An 18,159-nucleotide genomic window follows, 5' to 3' on the forward strand; every position below is an offset into this window, starting at 1 on the left:
GAGGCCTTCGCCTCCTCGCAGTACGGCCCGCCCCCGGCGGTTCGCCGCCGGGGCCTGCGCGCTGCTGGTCGCGGCCGTCGTCGCCTTCCCGCTCTGCCGGATGGTGCCGAGCGCCTTCAGGCCGGCCGGGGAGATCCGGTCCGGCGAGAGCCGCGGCCGTGGACGCTCGCCCCCTCCGTCGATTCCTTCCGGAGCGTTCTCGAACAGCGGGAATTCGGCCGGTACTTCCTCAACAGCCTTGTCGTGGCGGGCGCGGTGGCGGTCGTTCTCCGGGGTGATCGCCTTTTTCGCCGCTACCACCGTGACGCGATTCCGGTTCCGCACGATTCCGGTTCTGGTGTTCTTCGTACTCGTACAGCGACGGCTGGTCTCCGGGCTGGGCGGAGCGGTAAAGGACTGACATGACTTCACTGATTCCGGCGCCGCGCCGCATGGTCACCGGTTCCGGCGAGGTGCGGCTGACGGCGCACTCCCGGCTGCGCGCCGATGCCGCGACGGAGGGCGTCGGACGCTGGCTGCGAACCGTTCTGTGGCAGGCGACCGGTCTGCCGCTGCCCGAGGCGCGGGAGACCGACCGCACCGACGGCGACGGCATCGGGCTCCGGCTGGATCCGCGGCTCGGTCCCGAGGAGTACCGCCTCGTCAGCGACCGGACCGGCGTCCTCGTCGAGGGCGGCAGTGCGGCCGGTGTCTTCCGGGGCGCCCAGACCCTGCGGCAACTCCTCGGCCCCGACGCCTACCGCAAGGCCCCCCTCGGTGAGCGCACATGGGCCGTGCGGCACGTCGTGATCGAGGACGCCCCCCGGTTCCCCTGGCGAGGTCTGATGCTCGATGTCGCCCGGCACTTCATGCCCAAGGACGGAGTCCTGCGCTACCTGGACCTGATGGCCGCGCACAAACTCAACGTCTTCCACTTCCATCTGACGGACGACCAGGGCTGGCGGATCGAGATCAGGAGGCATCCCCGGCTGACCGAGGTGGGTTCCTGGCGGCCGCGCACGAAATTCGGCCATCGCGCCTCACCGCTGTGGGAGGAGAAGCCGCACGGCGGTTTCTACACGCAGGACGACATCCGGGAGATCGTCGCGTACGCCGCCGAGCGGCATATCACCGTCGTCCCCGAAATCGACGTCCCCGGCCACTCGCAGGCCGCGATCGCCGCCTATCCGGAACTCGGCAACACCGACGCCGCCACCGCCTCCGCCGAGGCGGGCACCGCCCTCTCCGTGTGGGACACCTGGGGAATCAGCCCCCATGTACTGGCCCCCACCAACCACACCCTGCGCTTCTACGAGGGGGTCTTCGAGGAAGTGCTGGAACTGTTCCCGTCGGAGTTCATCCACGTCGGGGGTGACGAATGCCCCAAGGACCAGTGGCGGCAGTCGCCGGCCGCGCAGGCGCGCATCGCGGAACTCGGACTCGCGGACGAGGAGCAGCTCCAGTCCTGGTTCATCGGACACTTCGACAAGTGGCTCACCGCGCGCGGGCGTCGGCTCATCGGCTGGGACGAGATCCTGGAGGGCGGCCTCGCCGACGGCGCGGCCGTGTCGTCCTGGCGTGGTTACGCGGGCGGGATCGCCGCCGCGCGGGCCGGGCACGACGTGGTGATGTGCCCCGAGCAGCAGGTGTACCTGGACCACCGGCAGGACGGCGGTGCGGACGAGCCGGTGCCGATCGGGTTCGTGCGCACCCTGGAGGACGTCTACCGGTTCGAGCCCGTTCCCGCGGAGCTGACGCCCGAGGAGGCGGGGCATGTGCTCGGCACGCAGGCCAACCTGTGGACCGAGGTGATGGAGGACCACGCGCGCGTGGACTATCAGGCCTTCCCGAGGCTCGCCGCGTTCGCCGAGGTCGCCTGGAGTTCCCTGCCCGCCCCGCAGGACCGGGACTTCGCCGGCTTCGAGCGACGGATGGAGGCCCACTACGGGCGGCTCGACGCGCTGGGCGTCGGCTACCGCCCGCCGGCCGGGCCCCGGCCGTGGCAGCGGCGGCCCGGTGTCCCGGGGCGCCCGATCGACGGCCCGCCCCCGAACCGGTGAGGAGCGCGCGTCACGGATAAACCCCGACACGGTCACCGAAGAGTGGCAATTCGTACGCACTGGTGATGGCGTACCAAAACGGGCCATCTCCAAGGTGAGGTGGGTGAATGCCTCCTAGCGGACCCCCGCGTTCGGGTGTTGCGAAGATGTGCCAGAGTTGCCACGTCCGCCCTGTCAGCACGTACCGTACGGCAGCACAGGTGGGACCAGGTGGGGCAGCGGGAAGGGGCAGCCGGTTTTGACCACGCACGCACCGCAGGCGGGGCAGGCCGTCACGCTGCCTACGACTCTGGACGAGGCCGTGGCGGCGCTGTCCGCCATGCCCGCCGCCGTGCCCGTGGCGGGCGGCACCGACCTCATGGCCGCCGTCAACTCCGGGCAGCTCAGGCCCACCGCACTGGTCGGCCTCGGCCGCATCAGCGAGATCCGCGGCTGGCAGTACCAGGACGGCCACGCGCTGCTCGGCGCCGGACTCACGCACGCGCGCATGGGCCGCCCCGACTTCGCCGCCCTGATCCCGGCGCTCGCCGCGGCCGCGCGCGCCGCGGGCCCGCCGCAGATCCGCAACGCGGGCACGCTGGGCGGCAACATCGCCTCGGCCGCCCCCACGGGCGACGCGCTGCCCGTGCTGGCCGCGCTGGAGGCGACCCTGATCATCGCGGGCCCGGGCGGAGCCCGCCGTGAGATGCCGGTGTCGCACCTGCTGGCCGGCATGGAGATGCTGCGCGGCGGTGAACTCATCGGCTACGTGCGCGTGCCGCTGCTGCACGCGCCGCAGATCTTCCTGAAGGCGACCGGCCGCACCGGCCCGGGCCGTGCGGTGGCCTCCGTGGCGCTGGTCCTCGATCCCGCCCGGCGTGGCGTCAGGTGCGCCGTCGGAGCCATAGCGCCGATGCCGCTGCGGCCGCTGGAGGCCGAGCAGTGGGTGGCCCGGCTCATCGACTGGGACAACAACCGCACGATCGTCCCGGAGGCCCTGACCGCCTTCGGGGAGTACGTCGCCGCCGCCTGCATCCCCGACGCGGTGCCGGACGTGGACGGCTCCGTACCGGAACTTCCGCCCGCCGTACTGCACCTGCGGCGCACTGTCGCCGCGCTGGCCCGACGAGCACTGGGGAGGGCGCTGTCGTGACCGACGACCAGCACGGACCCGGACAGGCACCCGGACAGGAAGAGGGACGGGGCCAGGGCGCGCCGCAGGGCGGCGGCCGCTGGGACCCGCTGCCCCAGGGGGACTACGACGACGGCGCGACCGCCTTCGTGAAGCTCCCCGAGGGCGGCATCGACGCCTTCCTGGCCGCCCGCGGCGACAGCCCGCTCGCCGCGCCGGGCCACGGGTACGTGCCGCCGCGGATAGCGGCGACGCCTCCCGCGGACGACACCGGAACCTGGGCCGCCCCGGCGGGCGGCTCCGACTGGCCCGCCCCGCAGGGGACCCCGCAGACGGTGGGCGACGACCGGTTCACCTACCACCCCGGCGGGACCGGCCAGTGGGCCTTCGAGGACACCTCGTCCGCGCAGGGCGCGCCGCGGTCCGCGCCCGGCCACGACGTGACGGGCCAGTGGTCGATCCCCGTCGCGGGCGGCGACCTGCCGGACGAGTCGGGCGAGTTCACCACGTCCGCCCTGGTCGAGCAGTGGGGCGGCACGCCCCCGGCCACCCTGCCCGGCGGCGCGGCCGCGCCGTGGGCGACGAGCCCGGCCGACCCGGCGGACCACGGCACGGCGGAGCAGGCGTGGAGCCTGCCCGCCGGCGGAACCGACGCGCCCGTGCGCCCGGCGACGGACCCGTCCGCGTTCGGGCACACCCCGCAGCACGGCACGCCGGTCGGCGACCCGGACGGACACCACGCCGCCGCCGAGCACACCGGACACCACACACCCCCGGCGGGCACGTACGCCCCCGAGATCTCCGCCGAGGCCTACACGGTGGCCCCGGAAGGCCCCGCCGAGACGACCCCGCGAGACGCTCAGCGGGCCGCTGACGCCGAGGAGATGCCCGAGGCTGCCGGGGGCACCGGGCACGTCCACGAGGCCGCTCAGGAGCCCGCGGAGGCCGCCCACGGCCCCGCGGAGCCGTCCGCCGCAGCCGCCGACGAACCCGCGGACGCCCTCGCTGATGCGCACGCGGACCGGCCCGCGACGGGCGCCCCGCAGGAGTCCGGCACGGACGCGGAGCCCGACGGCGCCTCCCCGGAACCCGCCGGGTCCACCGGACGGGCGGAGCCCGCCGAGGAGACGGACGACGCCCCGGCGGCGTTCCACGAGGAACACCCCCTCGCCGCCTACACGCTGCGCGTCAACGGCTCCGACCGCCCCGTCACCGACGCCTGGATCGGCGAGTCGCTGCTCTACGTCCTGCGCGAGCGGCTCGGCCTCGCGGGCGCCAAGGACGGCTGCTCGCAGGGCGAGTGCGGGGCCTGCAACGTCCAGGTGGACGGGCGGCTCGTCGCCTCCTGCCTGGTCCCGGCCGTCACCACCGCCGGCAGCGAGATCCGCACCGTCGAAGGCCTGGCCGTCGACGGTCAGCCCTCGGACGTGCAGCGGGCGCTCGCCCGCTGCGGAGCCGTGCAGTGCGGCTTCTGCGTGCCGGGCATGGCGATGACCCTGCACGACCTGCTGGAGGGCAACCCGGCGCCGTCGGAACTGGAGACCCGCCAGGCACTGTGCGGCAACCTGTGCCGCTGCTCCGGCTACCAGGGCGTCCTGCGGGCCGTCAAGGACGTCGTCGCCGAACGCGAGGCGCACGCCGCCGCCGACGCGGGGACGGACGGCGACGAGGCGCGCATCCCGCACCAGGCCGGACCGGGCGCCGGGAGCGTCCACCCGTCGGCGTTCGAGAACCCCGCACAACCCCACCCGCACGACCCGGCGTACGGGCAGGGCCAGGACGGAGGCCAGGCGTGAGCAACGAAGCAGCCACCGCGACGACCCCCCTGGACCCCGTCCCGGCCCCCGAGGCCATCCCGCACGGCCTCGGCGTCTCCCTCCAGCCCGCCGACGCGCGCGCCAAGACCGAGGGCACCTTCCCGTACGCGGCCGACCTGTGGGCCGAGGGCCTGCTGTGGGCGGCCGTGCTGCGCTCACCGCACCCGCACGCGCGCATCGTGTCCATCGACACGTCACACGCGCGTGAGATGCCCGGCGTACGGGCCGTCGTCACCCACGAGGACGTCCCCGGCCGCGCGCTGCACGGCCGAGGCAAGGCCGACCGCCCGGTCTTCGCCTCCGACGTCGTACGCCACCACGGCGAGCCCATCGCGGCCGTCGCGGCCGACCACCCGGACACCGCGCGCATGGCCGCCGCGGCCGTCATCGTCGAGTACGAGGTGCTCGACCCGGTGATCGACCCGGAGCTGGCCTTCGAAGCGGAGGCGCTGCACCCCGACGGCAACCTGATCCGGCACATCCCGCTGCACCACGGCGACCCGGCCGCGGCCGGCGAGATCGTCGTCGAGGGCCAGTACCGCATCGGCCGCGCCGACCCCGCCCCGATCGGCGCCGAGGCCGGTCTCGCCGTGCCGCGTCCCGACGGCGGCGTGGAGCTCTACCTCGCCTCCACCGACCCGCACACGGACCGGGACACGGCCGCCGCCTGCTACGGCCTCGAGCCCGAACGGGTGAAGATCGTCGTCACCGGTGTGCCCGGGGCGACCGCCGACCGCGAGGACCAGGGCTTCCAGCTCCCGCTCGGCCTGCTCGCGCTCAAGACCGGCTGCCCGGTGAAGCTCACGGCCACGCGCGAGGAGTCCTTCCTCGGCCACGCCCACAGACACCCGACGCTGCTGCGCTACCGCCACCACGCCGACGCCGAGGGACGGCTGGTGAAGGTCGAGGCACAGATCCTGCTGGACGCGGGCGCGTACGCCGACACCTCGGCCGAGGCCCTGGCCGCCGCCGTCTCCTTCGCCTGCGGCCCCTACGTCGTCCCGAACGCCTTCATCGAGGGCTGGGCGGTCCGCACCAACAACCCGCCGTCGGGGCATGTGCGCGGCGAGGGCGCGATGCAGGTCTGCGCCGCCTACGAGGCGCAGATGGACAAGCTGGCCAAGAAGCTCGGCGTCGACCCCGCGGAGCTGCGGCTGCGCAACGCCATGGCGACCGGCGACGTCCTGCCGACCGGTCAGACGGTGACCTGCCCGGCCCCCGTGGCCGAACTCCTCCAGGCCGTCCAGGAGTACCCCCTCCCGGCGCTCCCCAAGGACACGCCCGAGGAGGACTGGCTGCTGCCCGGCGGCCCCGAGGGCGCGGGCGAACCGGGCGCGGTGCGCCGGGGCGTGGGCTACGGCCTCGGCATGGTGCACATGCTGGGCGCGGAGGGCGCCGACGAGGTCTCCACGGCGACCGTGAAGGTCCAGGACGGGGTCGCGACGGTCCTGTGCGCTGCGGTGGAGACCGGCCAGGGCTTCACGACGCTGGCCCGCCAGATCGTCCAGGAGACGCTGGGCGTCGACGAGGTGCACGTGGCGCCCGTGGACACCGACCAGCCCCCCGCGGGCCCCGGCTGCCGGGGCCGGCACACCTGGGTCTCGGGCGGCGCGGTGGAGCGGGCGGCGAAGATGGTCCGCACCCAGCTGCTCCAGCCGCTGGCGCACAAGTTCGGTATGTCCACGGAGCTGCTCCAGATCACCGACGGCAAGATCACCTCGTACGACGGCGTCCTGTCGACGACCGTCAAGGAGGAGATGCACGGCAAGGAGCTGTGGGCGACGGCACAGTGCCGCCCGCACCCGACCGAGCCACTGGACGCGGCCGGCCAGGGCGACGCCTTCGTCGGCCTCGCCTTCTGCGCGATCCGCGCCGTCGTGGACGTCGACATCGAGCTCGGCTCGGTCCGGGTCGTCGAGCTGGCGGTCGCCCAGGACGTCGGCCGGATCCTCAACCCCGCACAGCTCACCGCCCGCATCGAGGCCGGGGTGACGCAGGGCGTGGGCATCGCGCTCACCGAGAACCTCCGCACCCCGAGGGGCCTGATCCGTCACCCCGACCTCACCGGTTACGCGCTGCCCACGGCCCTGGACGCCCCGGACATCCGGATCGTCAAACTGGTCGAGGAACGCGACGTGGTCGCCCCGTTCGGGGCGAAGGCCGCCAGCGCCGTCCCGGTGGTGACCTCGCCCGCGGCGATCGCCTCCGCCGTGCGGGCCGCGACCGGCCGCCCGGTGAACCGGCTGCCGATAAGGCCCCAGGCGGCGGTGGTGACGGACCGGTGAGCGAGCGCGCGCCGCGGCCGGAACCGGATTCCGCACCGGCCCACGGTTCCGGTGCGGACCCGGACGTCCCCCGGTACGAACCTCCGCCCGGTGTGGGCAAGTTGCTGGCCTGGATCCTGCTGTTCGTGGTGGCGGCGGTGGTCGTGGTGCTCGGCGGCGTGTACTTCGCCTGAGAGGCGATCCGGGCGGAAAGGGAACTCGCGGGCACGTCCCGACGTCTGTCAGTGCGGGACCGGTGCCGGATGCGCTGGATGTGCTGGGTGCTGTCGCTGGTCAGAGCCGTTGTCAGTGGTGCCGCGTAGGCTGCGGAGCAGTGGGACGGCGCACGCAACTTTCCGCACGGGGGACCCGATGGGCACGACCAGGACCACCACCGCCACGACGACGATCACCTTCACCGAGGACGAGCTGAACCCCTACGTCACGCACGCACCGACGCGCCGCTGGCTCACCGGCCCCGGCCTGCCCGGCCTGCCCGGTGACGGCGGCCTGCTGACGTTCGAGGCGCTGCGCACGGACGGCCTGCGCACCGTCGGGGACTCCACGGGCGACCCCGAAGGACGCCTGGCGGCGGAGCTGCGCGACCGGTTGGTGATAGGCGGACTCCTGGGCGCCGACGGCCGCGAGACGGAGTCCGTCCTGCTCGACGGCATGACGGGCGAGATCTCCACGACGTACTTCCTGCACGACCGCCCCGACCTGATGGACCTCCGTCCGCTCGCGCCCTCTCTGGAGAAGCTCGTGCGCTTCGCCACGGCGGTGGACGAACTGGCGGCGCTGCGCGGCCAGTTCGCCTGCTACGCGGGACGGCTCGGACCCAAGGCGGTGGCGGAGGCGTCCCGACAGCTGCTGGCCGTCTTCGAGGAGGGCGCCCAGGGCGCGGACGGCGTGTCCGGCACCTTCTGGAAGCTGGCCGCGGTGATCCGCCCGCTGGCCCTGGTGGCGGGCCCGGGCACGACGTCCGGCCTGGCCCTGGACCTGCCGGGCCGTCTGCTGGACGAGGAGTTCGGCTCGGGTGAGATCGTCCGGTTCGAGGACGTCGACTGCCCGCAGGCGCTCAGCCACGCCCCCACCCGCCGCTTCCTGCGCGAGGTGGGCCTCCCGGAGGAGGTCGTCTGGTTCTCGCTGGAGACGGACATGCCGCTCCAGACCCTCGACGAGTACTACGCGGACGACCGCGCCGGTGTCCTCACCGAGCGGCAGCTGCCCGCGGACGCCGGCCGTCTCATCCGCCTCGGTCACCTCCTGGAGGACACCAGCCTCGTCGTCGACGGGGCCACGGGCGCGGTGCTGAGCTGGAGCGAGCCGGACCTCGGCCTGCGCCCCCTCAACGCCGACATCTCCACACTGGCGTTCACCCTGTGGCTGATACGCCGTGAGCGGGCGCTGGACGCGGTGCACGAGCTGACCGAGGCCTACGACCAGCTGGCCGAGACGATGTGCCGCACCCTGGCCGCCGTCGACCGGGTCGCCTGTGACCCCACCCCGCTCCCGGCCGTCCCGACGGACGACGGCCGCCGGTACTGGCCGAACGCCTTCGAGGACGAAGCGGGCGGCGGCCTCTACGCGTAGCCCGGCACCCGCACCGCGTGCCCCTCAGGCCATGTGCGCAACAGCGCGACGCTCTGACGAGGGAACTGAGACGGACGACAGGAAGGGCGGCACCCCCCGAGGGTGCCGCCCTTCTGTTTTCCCTGGTCATACACCAGAGGCCATGGCGGGAATCGAACCCGCGTAACTCGCTTTGCAGGCGAGTCCCTAAGCCACTCGGGCACACGGCCGTTCGCCGAGTCCGGATCAGCGGGTTGCCCCGTCGTGCACTCGGTACGTCGACCGTACGGGCGGGGGCGGGAAGGGCTCAAGGGCAACCGGGGCGCCGCAACGGGACTGCCATACGCCGTTCATGAACGGGGCCGCGCGGTGATGGTCGTACGACCAATGGCCCGGTCGGATACCCGTCTTCCGACAGGGGTCAATGTCAGTAGTGGCCCTTACGCTGGCGACCATGGCTGCCCTCGAACCCCGCGACACCGGTGTCGCCGACGAAGTCCTGTGCCCCGCCGCCGTGGAGGTGGACCGGGAGCGTGACGGCGGGACCGTTCTCGGGCGTTCGTATCGGGCTCTCACCGTCGGCATCGTCTCCGTCGTGCTGCTCATCGCGTTCGAGGCGACCGCCGTGGGGACCGCCATGCCGGTGGCGGCGCGGGAGCTCGACGGGGTGTCGTTGTACGCGTTCGCGTTCTCCGGCTACTTCACCACCAGCCTGTTCGGGATGGTGTTCGCCGGGCAGTGGTCGGACCGGCGTGGACCGCTGGGTGCGCTGGGCGGCGGCATCGCGGCGTTCGCCGCCGGGCTGCTCCTGTCCGGGAGCGCCGGGGGCATGTGGGTGTTCATCCTCGGGCGGGCCGTACAGGGGCTGGGCGGGGGACTGGTGATCGTCGCCCTGTACGTCGTCGTCGGGCGGGCCTATCCGGAGCGGCTGCGGCCCGCGATCATGGCCGCGTTCGCCGCCTGCTGGGTGGTGCCGTCCGTGGTGGGGCCGCTGGCCGCCGGCGCGGTCACCGAGCGGCTCGGCTGGCGGTGGGTCTTCCTCGGGATACCCGTCCTCGTCGTGCTTCCGCTCGCGCTCGCGCTGCCCCAGATCCGGCGGCGGGCGAGCGGCCCCGTGGCGGGCACGGCCGCGGCCTCCTTCGACCGGCGGCGGATCCGGCTCGCCCTCGGGATCTCCCTCGGCGCCGGCCTGCTCCAGTACGCCGCCCAGGACCTGCGGCCGGTCTCCCTCCTCCCCGCCGCCGCGGGAGTCGCGCTGCTCGTGCCCGCCGTGCTCGGGCTGCTGCCGCGCGGCACCTGGCGGGCGGCCCGCGGGCTGCAGTCCGTGGTGCTGCTGCGCGGTGTGGCCGCCGGGTCCTTCATCGCCGCCGAGTCCTTCGTGCCCCTGATGCTCGTGACACAGCGCGGGCTCAGCCCGACCCTCGCCGGGTTCTCGCTCGCCGCCGGCGGGGCGACCTGGGCGCTGGGGTCCTGGGTGCAGTCGCGGCCGTGGGCCGAGCCGTACCGGGAGCGGCTGATGGCTCTGGGGATGGTGCTGGCGGCCGGCGCCATCGCCGCCGCGCCCGGTGTCCTGATCCCTTCCGTGCCCGTCTGGACGGTGGCCGTCGCCTGGGGCTTCGGATGCCTGGGGATGGGTCTGGTGATCTCCTCGAGCAGCGTGCTGCTGCTGGAGCTCTCCGCGCCCGAGGAGGCCGGGACCAATTCCGCCGCCCTACAGATCTCGGACGGGCTGTCGAACGTGCTCCTGCTGGCCGCCGGGGGCGCCGCCTTCGCGGCGCTCGGCGGCGGGAGCGTGGCCCGCACGACGGCCGCCACGACGGCGGCGTCCGGCGGTTCGCATCCGGCCGCCTTCGCCGCCGTCTTCCTGCCGATGGCGGCGGTGGCGCTGTTCGGGGCGTGGGTGACGACGCGGCTGCGGACGGAATCGCGGTGACACCACGTGGTACCGGCTAGTACCGTCGCGCCATGGCCGGACTGAACCTGCGCTTCACGGACGAGGAACTCGACGCCCTGCGTGAGCGCGCACAGGCGGAGGGACGCAGCATGCAGGCCTTCGCGCACGACGCGGTGATCAGGGCCGTGAACGAGCACGCGAGGCTGTTCGACGAGGCCGCCGAGCACGTGCTGAAGGCCAGCGCCGAGCTGAACCGGAGGCTCGCCTGATGCACTACCTCACCCTGCCCGAGCTGATGGACCTCACCCGGCGGCTCGAGGCGGACGAGGTGCGCGACTACGGACTGCTCGACTCCGCCCTGGCCCGCCCCCGGTCGAGCGTGTTCGGACAGGACGCCTACCCGGACGTCTGGCGCAAGGCCGCGGCGCTGATGGAGTCCCTGGCCCGCAACCACGGTCTCGTCGACGGCAACAAGCGCATCGCCTGGTACGCGACCTGGGTCTTCCTGCACCTGGAGGGTCATCCGCTGGACGCGGGCTTCGACGTGGACGAGGCCGAGCGGTTCGTGCTGGACGTGTGCCAGGGCGCCCTCGACGTCCCCGGCATCGCCTCCCGGTTGCCGCGCTTCGCACGCCGAACCGACGCCGTCCTTCCTCTGTGACGTGGGTCCCACCCGCGGGTGACGCGGCCTCGTCGGCACGTTGACACCGCCGGGCCGCCGGTAGGGTGGCCCGGTTGTCATACGCAGCCGAGCCCCCGCCCGTCACCCGCGCACCACCCCGTCACCCGCACACCACTGCCCGCCCTGCCGCCCGCAGCCCCGCCCGACGCGCTTCGCGCGGCCCTCTGATTCGACCCCGAACCCGGAGACCGTGACTACCACCGCCGCTTCCTCCACCTCCCACTCCCACCACCTGTCACCGGCCTTCCCGGGCAGAGCCCCCTGGGGCACCGCCGGCAAGCTGCGTGCCTGGCAGCAGGGGGCGATGGAGAAGTACCTCCAGGAGCAGCCGCGCGACTTCCTCGCCGTCGCCACCCCCGGCGCCGGCAAGACGACCTTCGCGCTGACCCTCGCCTCCTGGCTGCTGCACCACCACGTCGTGCAGCAGGTGACCGTGGTCGCGCCGACCGAGCATCTGAAGAAGCAGTGGGCGGAGGCGGCCGCGCGGATAGGGATCCGGCTGGACCCCGAGTACAGCGCGGGCCCGCTCAGCAAGGAGTACCACGGTGTCGCCGTGACCTACGCGGGCGTCGGCGTCCGACCGATGCTGCACCGCAACCGCAGCGAACAGCGCAAGACCCTCGTCATCCTCGACGAGATCCACCACGCCGGTGACTCCAAGTCCTGGGGCGAGGCCTGCCTCGAGGCCTTCGAGCCCGCGACCCGCCGGCTCGCGCTCACCGGTACGCCGTTCCGCTCGGACACCAACCCGATCCCCTTCGTGTCGTACGAGGAGGGCAACGACGGCATCCGGCGGTCCGCCGCCGACTACACGTACGGGTACGGGTCCGCGCTCGCCGACCAGGTCGTCCGGCCCGTCATCTTCCTCTCCTACAGCGGCAACATGCGCTGGCGGACGAAGGCGGGGGACGAGATCGCGGCGCGGCTCGGCGAGCCGATGACCAAGGACGCGATCAGCCAGGCGTGGCGTACGGCGCTGGACCCGCGCGGCGAGTGGATGCCGAGCGTGCTGCGCGCCGCCGACCAGCGGCTCACCGAGGTCAGGAAGGCCATCCCGGACGCCGGTGCGCTCGTCATCGCCTCCGACCAGGAGTCCGCCCGCGCCTACGCCAAGCTGATCAGGGAGATCACGGGGACGAAGGCCACGCTCGTCCTGTCCGACGACACCGGCGCGTCCAGCCGCATCGACGACTTCAGCGGGAGCAACGACCGCTGGATGGTCGCGGTGCGGATGGTGTCGGAGGGCGTCGACGTGCCGCGGCTGGCCGTCGGGGTGTACGCGACGACCATCTCCACCCCTCTCTTCTTCGCCCAGGCCGTCGGTCGTTTCGTGCGGTCCCGGCGGCGCGGCGAGACCGCCTCCGTCTTCCTGCCGACCGTGCCCGACCTGCTCACCTTCGCCAACGAGATGGAGGTCGAGCGCGACCACGCCCTCGACAAGCCCAAGAAGGAGGGCGAGGAGGACCCGTACGCCGAGTCCGAGAAGGAGATGGACGAGGCGAACAAGGAGCAGGACGAGGACACCGGCGAGCAGGAGCAGTTCGCCTTCGAGGCGCTGGAGTCCGAGGCCGTCTTCGACCGGGTGATGTACAACGGCGCCGAGTTCGGCATGCAGGCCCACCCGGGGAGCGAGGAGGAGCAGGACTACCTCGGTATCCCGGGCCTCCTCGAACCCGACCAGGTGCAGATGCTGTTGCAGAAGCGGCAGGCCAAGCAGATCGCGCACAGCAAGAAGCGGCCGGACTCCGAGGCCGACCTGCTGGAGCTGCCCGCCGAGCGGCGGCCGGTCGTCTCGCACAAGGAGCTGATGGAGCTGCGCAAGCAGCTCAACACGATGGTGGGGGCGTACGTCCATCAGAGCGGCAAGCCGCACGGCGTGATCCACACCGAGCTGCGACGGGTGTGCGGTGGTCCGCCGAGCGCGGAGGCGACGGCGGGGCAGCTGCGCCAGCGCATCGCCAAGGTGCAGGAGTGGGCGACCCGGATGAAGTGAGGCCGCCTCGTTCCTCCGGGCGGGTGCGGGTGCGGGTGCGGGTGCGGGTGCGGGTGCCCCGGGGCCCGTGCCCCCGGCGCCTCCTCCCCGGCGGGGCCCGGCGCGCCCCCGGCGGGGCCCAACGGCCCGCGCTTCCCGAAGCCCCTTACTGCCGCTACCCGAGGCGCCCAACGGGCCCGCGCCCCTGGGCTCCTAACGGATCGCGACCCGCGGCTCCTTACGGCCGCGGCCCGAGGCTCCCCAACGGTCCGCGGCCCGAGGCGCCCAAGGGTCCGCAGCCCGGGGCCCCTTACGGCCGCGGCCCGAGGCTCCTCAACGGTGCGCGGTCTGAGGCTCCTTACGGTTGCGGCCTGAGGCTCCTCAACGGTCTGCGGCCCGAGGCACCTAACGGGTCCGCGGCCCGAGGCGCCCAAGGGTTCCCAGCCCGGGGCCCCTTACGGCCGCGGCCCGAGGCTCCTCAACGGTGCGCGGTCTGAGGCTCCTTACGGTTGCGGCCTGAGGCTCCTCAACGGTCTGCGGCCCGAGGCTCCCATCGGTCCGCGGCCCGAGGCGCCCAAGGTTCCGCAGCCCGAGGCCCCTTACTGCCGCGGGCCCGAGGCGCTTAACGGGTTTGCGACCCGAGGCTCCCATCGGTCCGCAGCCCGAGGCGCCCAAGGGTTCGCAGCCTGCGGCCCCTTACTGCCACGGCTCCCGGCGGTCCGGGGCCCCCAGCCCTCGCGGGCCCGGGCGTCCAGGCTCTCCGGGCCGTCCGCAAGGGCGCGGCTGCCGGGCCCGTGTCCCGGCAGGGGCGCGAGGCGTGGTGCCACGCTCCGTACGTATCGGGATAAATGCAGGTAGTCCATACCGGCCAATGACCGGATTCTGGACGGAGACTTCCGCTCAGCGAACCGGCTTCGCTACTGTCCCGCTACGCACACGCCCCGTGGCAGCGCCGCCGCGGAGCGCAGCCGTGAAGCGACCGGGCCCGGACACGCCAGGCCCGTCTGCCGATCGGCGGCCTCTGTAGCGCGTCACTGACGGGACTCGGTGACGCATCCGCCGCGACGGAGGCTGCCGACCTCACCACTTAAGGAGTGGGCGTCGTGACCGCGGAGACCTCGCAGACGCTCGATCGAGGGCTGAAGGTCCTCAAACTGCTGGCCGATACCGACCACGGGCTGACCGTCACCGAACTTTCCAACAAACTGGGCGTCAACCGGACCGTTGTGTACCGGCTGCTCGCCACACTGGAACAGCACGCCCTCGTACGGCGTGACCTGGGCGGGCGAGCCAGGGTGGGCCTCGGGGTGCTGAGGCTGGGCCGTCAGGTGCATCCGCTGGTGCGGGAGGCCGCGCTGCCCGCGCTGCGGTCGCTGGCCGAGGACATAGGGGCGACCGCGCATCTGACCCTGGTGGACGGGACGGAGGCGCTCGCCGTCGCCGTCGTCGAGCCGACCTGGACGGACTACCACGTGGCCTACCGGGCCGGGTTCCGGCATCCGCTGGACCGGGGCGCGGCCGGCCGGGCGATCCTCTTCGCGCGGCAGAATCCGGCGCGTCCGGCGAACGAACCCGGCTACACGCTGACGCACGGGGAGCTGGAGGCCGGCGCGAGCGGCGCCGCGGCTCCGCTGCTGGGAGTGACGGGCGTCGAGGGCAGCGTGGGCGTGGTGATGCTGGCCGACGCCGTGCCGGAACGGGTGGGACCGCGGGTCGTGGACGCCGCAAGGGAGGTGGCGGAGGCGCTGCGCTGACTCCGCGAGGGCCTCGACAGGCGGCCTCTGCCGTAGGAGAGGGGGCGACGGGGCGGGTGACGCCGAACCGGGGCTCGCGGCCGATCGGGCGACATCCGGCCGCGAGCCGGGACACGTCGTCACGTTAGATTGACCTCGTGCTCTCTCGCCTCTCTCGCCCCACGGCTCTCACCGTCTGCGCCCTGCCGCTCGTGGCGCTGCTCGCGACGGCCGCGTTCGCGCCGCTGCCGTTCTCGGTGGCGCAGCCGGGCATGACGGCGAACGTCCTCGGTGAGAACCAGGGCACCCCGGTCATCACGATCACCGGCGCGCCCACCCGGACCACCAGCGGGCAGCTGCGGATGACGACGATCGAGGCGACCAACCCCGACACGGTCGTCAGGCTCCCCGACGTCATCGACGGCTGGTTCGGCGCCGACCGGGCGATCATGCCCCGTGACTCCGTCTACCCCAGCGGGGAGACGACGAAGGAGATCGAGCAGCACAACACGCAGCAGATGCGGGAGTCCCAGGACGCCGCGACCGAGGCCGCGCTGAAGTACCTGAAGCTCGGCGGCGACGGCGTCAAGGTCACCCTGACCCTGGCCGACGTGGGCGGTCCCAGCGCCGGGCTGCTGTTCTCGCTCGGCATCGTCGACAAGCTCGACGGCGACGGCAGCGGCGGCGACCTCACCGGCGGCCGCACGATCGCCGGTACCGGGACCATCGAGGCCGACGGTACGGTCGGCGCGGTCGGCGGGGTGGCCCTGAAGACACAGGCCGCGCGGCGGGACGGGGCGACCGTCTTCCTGGTGCCGAAGGCCGAGTGTTCCGACGCCGAGGCCGAACTGCCCAAGGGCCTGCGGCTGGTCCCGGTCACCACGTTGAAGGGCGCGGTGAGCGCGCTGACCGCCCTCCAGAACGGAAAGGGCTCGGTCCCGAGCTGCTAGGGCGTGTCTGACAATTCCCGCCGGGCGCGCGGCGTCCGGCACGGCACTCCCCCAGCCTTCGGCCGGGGGTGCCCCCACGCCGCGTTGTCGCCTCACCCCAGTACATCCGGTACGGGGACGATGCTCCGCCTTGCGATGCACCGCACCGGACGCCGCGCGCTGCCCGGCAAACCCTTCCGGTCACGGCACCAGCGGTGCCGCTTCGCGGCTTGCGCCGGTGGGTGACACCGGTCGAGACGGCCCGGCCGGGCCACCGTCCACTTCGCGGCGTCAGGCCCTCTCCCCGTCGTCCTCGGCCGCCTGCTCCACCAGCGGGATGATCCGCAGCGGAACGGGGTTCTCCATCACGATCGCGGTGGAGGCCCGGACGATGCCGTCGAAACCGACGACCAGGTCGATCACCCGCTGGAGATCGGCGTTGGAGCGGGCCACCAGCCGGCACAGCATGTCCCCGCCGCCGGTGGTGGTGTGCAGTTCCAGCACCTCCGGCACGGACCCCAGGTGGGCCCGGATGGCGGCTCCCTGCCCCTGCCGGATCTGAAGCGTGGCGAACGCGGTCACCGGGTAGCCGAGCGCCGCCGGATCGACCTCGGGGCCGAACCCCCGGACGACTCCGTTCGACTGGAGCCGGTCGAGCCGCGCCTGCACCGTCCCCCGGGCCACCCCCAGCCGCCGGGACATCTCCAGCACCCCCAGGCGCGGCTCCCTGGCCAGCAGCACGATGATCCGGCCGTCCAGTCGATCGATCGCCATACCGCCCGCCTCCGGGATGGGCACCCTGTACAGAAAGCCCGTCGATACCGTTCCTTCGCTGCGCACATTGTCCAGCGATGAAGCGAACTATTGCGCACCTTGCTGCCCGGCGCGAGGCTTCGGCCATGACGCAGACCACACACCACACTCCCGACACCGCCCGGCAGGCCGATCCCTTCCCGGTCAAGGGAATGGACGCGGTCGTCTTCGCCGTGGGCAACGCCAAGCAGGCGGCGCACTACTACTCCACCGCCTTCGGCATGAAGCTGGTCGCCTACTCCGGACCGGAGACGGGCAGCCGCGAGACCGCCTCGTACGTGCTCACGAACGGCTCGGCCCGCTTCGTCCTCACCTCCGTCATCAAGGCCGCCACCCCCTGGGGCCACTTCCTCGGCCGGCACGTGGCCGAGCACGGCGACGGCGTCGTCGACCTCGCCATCGAGGTCCCCGACGCCCGGGCGGCCTACGCCTACGCGATCGAGCACGGCGCCCGCTCGGTCGCCGAGCCGTACGAGCTGAAGGACGAGCACGGCACCGTCGTCCTCGCCGCGATCGCCACCTACGGCGAGACCCGCCACACGCTCGTCGACCGCTCCGGCTACGACGGCCCGTACCTCCCCGGCTTCGCCGCCGCCGAGCCGATCGTCGAACCGCCCGCCCACCGCACCTTCCAGGCCGTCGACCACTGCGTCGGCAACGTCGAACTCGGCCGGATGAACGAGTGGGTCGGCTTCTACAACAAGGTCATGGGCTTCACGAACATGAAGGAGTTCGTGGGCGACGACATCGCCACCGAGTACAGCGCCCTGATGTCGAAGGTCGTCGCGGACGGCACGCTCAAGGTCAAGTTCCCGATCAACGAGCCCGCCATCGCCAAGAAGAAGTCCCAGATCGACGAGTACCTGGAGTTCTACGGCGGCGCGGGCGTCCAGCACATCGCGTTGAACACCAACGACATCGTGCAGACGGTACGGACGATGCGGGCGGCCGGGGTGCGGTTCCTCGACACCCCCGACTCCTACTACGACACGCTGGGCGAGTGGGTCGGCGAGACCCGCGTCCCCGTCGACACCCTGCGCGAGCTGAAGATCCTCGCCGACCGCGACGAGGACGGCTATCTGTTGCAGATCTTCACCAAGCCGGTCCAGGACAAGCCGACCGTCTTCTTCGAGATCATCGAACGGCACGGCTCCATGGGCTTCGGCAAGGGAAACTTCAAGGCCCTGTTCGAGGCGATCGAGCGGGAGCAGGACCGGCGCGGCAACCTCTGAGCGGCACTCGGTGAGCGGCAAGCGGTGAGCGGCGACCCGTGAGCGGCAGCTCGCGGAGGGAGCGGCTCGCGGCCCCCGTCGGTCCCGTCGGGCCCCTCCGG

Annotated in this window: 14 protein-coding genes, 1 tRNA gene and 1 pseudogene; 14 read left to right on the forward strand and 2 right to left on the reverse strand. The window is 73.0% G+C overall.

Features of this window, described 5'->3' with window-relative positions; genetic code table 11:
* Positions 1-61 precede the first annotated feature (61 nt).
* The 7 genes and pseudogenes from OHS71_RS25085 to OHS71_RS25115 form a co-directional block, all read left to right on the forward strand.
* Positions 62-379: pseudogene (locus tag OHS71_RS25085) on the forward strand (carbohydrate ABC transporter permease); the annotation flags it as partial.
* Between the two features lie 22 nt (positions 380-401).
* On the forward strand, positions 402-2,039 hold the full coding sequence (locus OHS71_RS25090; protein WP_328481587.1) for a beta-N-acetylhexosaminidase: 1,638 nt from the start codon (positions 402-404) through the stop codon (positions 2,037-2,039).
* 238 nt (positions 2,040-2,277) lie between these two features.
* Positions 2,278-3,171 (forward strand): FAD binding domain-containing protein, encoded by an 894-nt coding sequence (locus OHS71_RS25095; RefSeq protein WP_328481588.1) that lies wholly within the window; start codon positions 2,278-2,280, stop codon positions 3,169-3,171.
* Positions 3,168-4,946, forward strand: a complete 1,779-nt coding sequence (locus tag OHS71_RS25100; protein WP_328481589.1) for a 2Fe-2S iron-sulfur cluster-binding protein — start codon at positions 3,168-3,170, stop codon at positions 4,944-4,946. The genes OHS71_RS25095 and OHS71_RS25100 overlap by 4 nt, the downstream gene beginning before the upstream one ends.
* Complete coding sequence (locus OHS71_RS25105) at positions 4,943-7,252, forward strand: xanthine dehydrogenase family protein molybdopterin-binding subunit (protein ID WP_328481590.1); 2,310 nt, start codon at positions 4,943-4,945, stop codon at positions 7,250-7,252. The genes OHS71_RS25100 and OHS71_RS25105 overlap by 4 nt, the downstream gene beginning before the upstream one ends.
* Positions 7,249-7,425 carry a hypothetical protein gene (locus OHS71_RS25110; RefSeq protein ID WP_328481591.1) on the forward strand — a complete coding sequence of 59 codons (177 nt, stop codon included), beginning with the start codon at positions 7,249-7,251 and terminating at the stop codon, positions 7,423-7,425. Before OHS71_RS25105 ends, OHS71_RS25110 begins: the two co-directional genes overlap by 4 nt.
* Positions 7,426-7,603: 178 nt before the next feature.
* Entirely contained in the window at positions 7,604-8,824 is a 1,221-nt protein-coding gene (locus OHS71_RS25115; RefSeq protein ID WP_328481592.1) for an SUKH-4 family immunity protein, read from the forward strand.
* 137 nt (positions 8,825-8,961) lie between these two features.
* Here OHS71_RS25115 and OHS71_RS25120 read toward each other — a convergent pair.
* Positions 8,962-9,033, reverse strand: a tRNA-Cys gene (locus OHS71_RS25120).
* A gap of 224 nt (positions 9,034-9,257) precedes the next feature.
* Between OHS71_RS25120 and OHS71_RS25125 the strand changes: the two genes are divergently transcribed.
* From OHS71_RS25125 to OHS71_RS25150, 6 genes are all read left to right on the forward strand, one after another.
* Positions 9,258-10,736 carry an MFS transporter gene (locus tag OHS71_RS25125; RefSeq protein WP_328481593.1) on the forward strand — a complete coding sequence of 493 codons (1,479 nt, stop codon included), beginning with the start codon at positions 9,258-9,260 and terminating at the stop codon, positions 10,734-10,736.
* A 32-nt stretch (positions 10,737-10,768) separates the two neighbouring features.
* Positions 10,769-10,966, forward strand: a complete 198-nt coding sequence (locus OHS71_RS25130; protein ID WP_328481594.1) for a hypothetical protein — start codon at positions 10,769-10,771, stop codon at positions 10,964-10,966.
* Positions 10,966-11,358 (forward strand): type II toxin-antitoxin system death-on-curing family toxin, encoded by a 393-nt coding sequence (locus OHS71_RS25135; protein ID WP_328481595.1) that lies wholly within the window; start codon positions 10,966-10,968, stop codon positions 11,356-11,358. Before OHS71_RS25130 ends, OHS71_RS25135 begins: the two co-directional genes overlap by 1 nt.
* A 211-nt stretch (positions 11,359-11,569) precedes the next feature.
* On the forward strand, positions 11,570-13,372 hold the full coding sequence (locus OHS71_RS25140; RefSeq protein ID WP_328481596.1) for a DEAD/DEAH box helicase: 1,803 nt from the start codon (positions 11,570-11,572) through the stop codon (positions 13,370-13,372).
* Between the two features lie 1,082 nt (positions 13,373-14,454).
* Entirely contained in the window at positions 14,455-15,105 is a 651-nt protein-coding gene (locus OHS71_RS25145) for an IclR family transcriptional regulator (protein WP_328481597.1), read from the forward strand.
* 137 nt (positions 15,106-15,242) lie between these two features.
* Positions 15,243-16,034: a S16 family serine protease gene (locus tag OHS71_RS25150; RefSeq protein WP_328481598.1), complete on the forward strand. Its 792-nt coding sequence runs from the start codon at positions 15,243-15,245 to the stop codon at positions 16,032-16,034.
* A gap of 270 nt (positions 16,035-16,304) precedes the next feature.
* On the opposite strand, the gene OHS71_RS25155 is transcribed toward OHS71_RS25150, so the two are convergent.
* Complete coding sequence (locus OHS71_RS25155) at positions 16,305-16,787, reverse strand: Lrp/AsnC family transcriptional regulator (RefSeq protein WP_328481599.1); 483 nt, start codon at positions 16,785-16,787, stop codon at positions 16,305-16,307.
* A 125-nt stretch (positions 16,788-16,912) separates the two neighbouring features.
* Here OHS71_RS25155 and hppD point away from each other — a divergent pair, with 125 nt between their 5' ends.
* Positions 16,913-18,058 (forward strand): 4-hydroxyphenylpyruvate dioxygenase, encoded by a 1,146-nt coding sequence (hppD, locus tag OHS71_RS25160; RefSeq protein WP_328481600.1) that lies wholly within the window; start codon positions 16,913-16,915, stop codon positions 18,056-18,058.
* The last annotated feature ends 101 nt before the right edge of the window (positions 18,059-18,159 follow it).

The organism is Streptomyces sp. NBC_00377, assembly GCF_036075115.1.
Classification (GTDB): Bacteria; Actinomycetota; Actinomycetes; order Streptomycetales; family Streptomycetaceae; genus Streptomyces.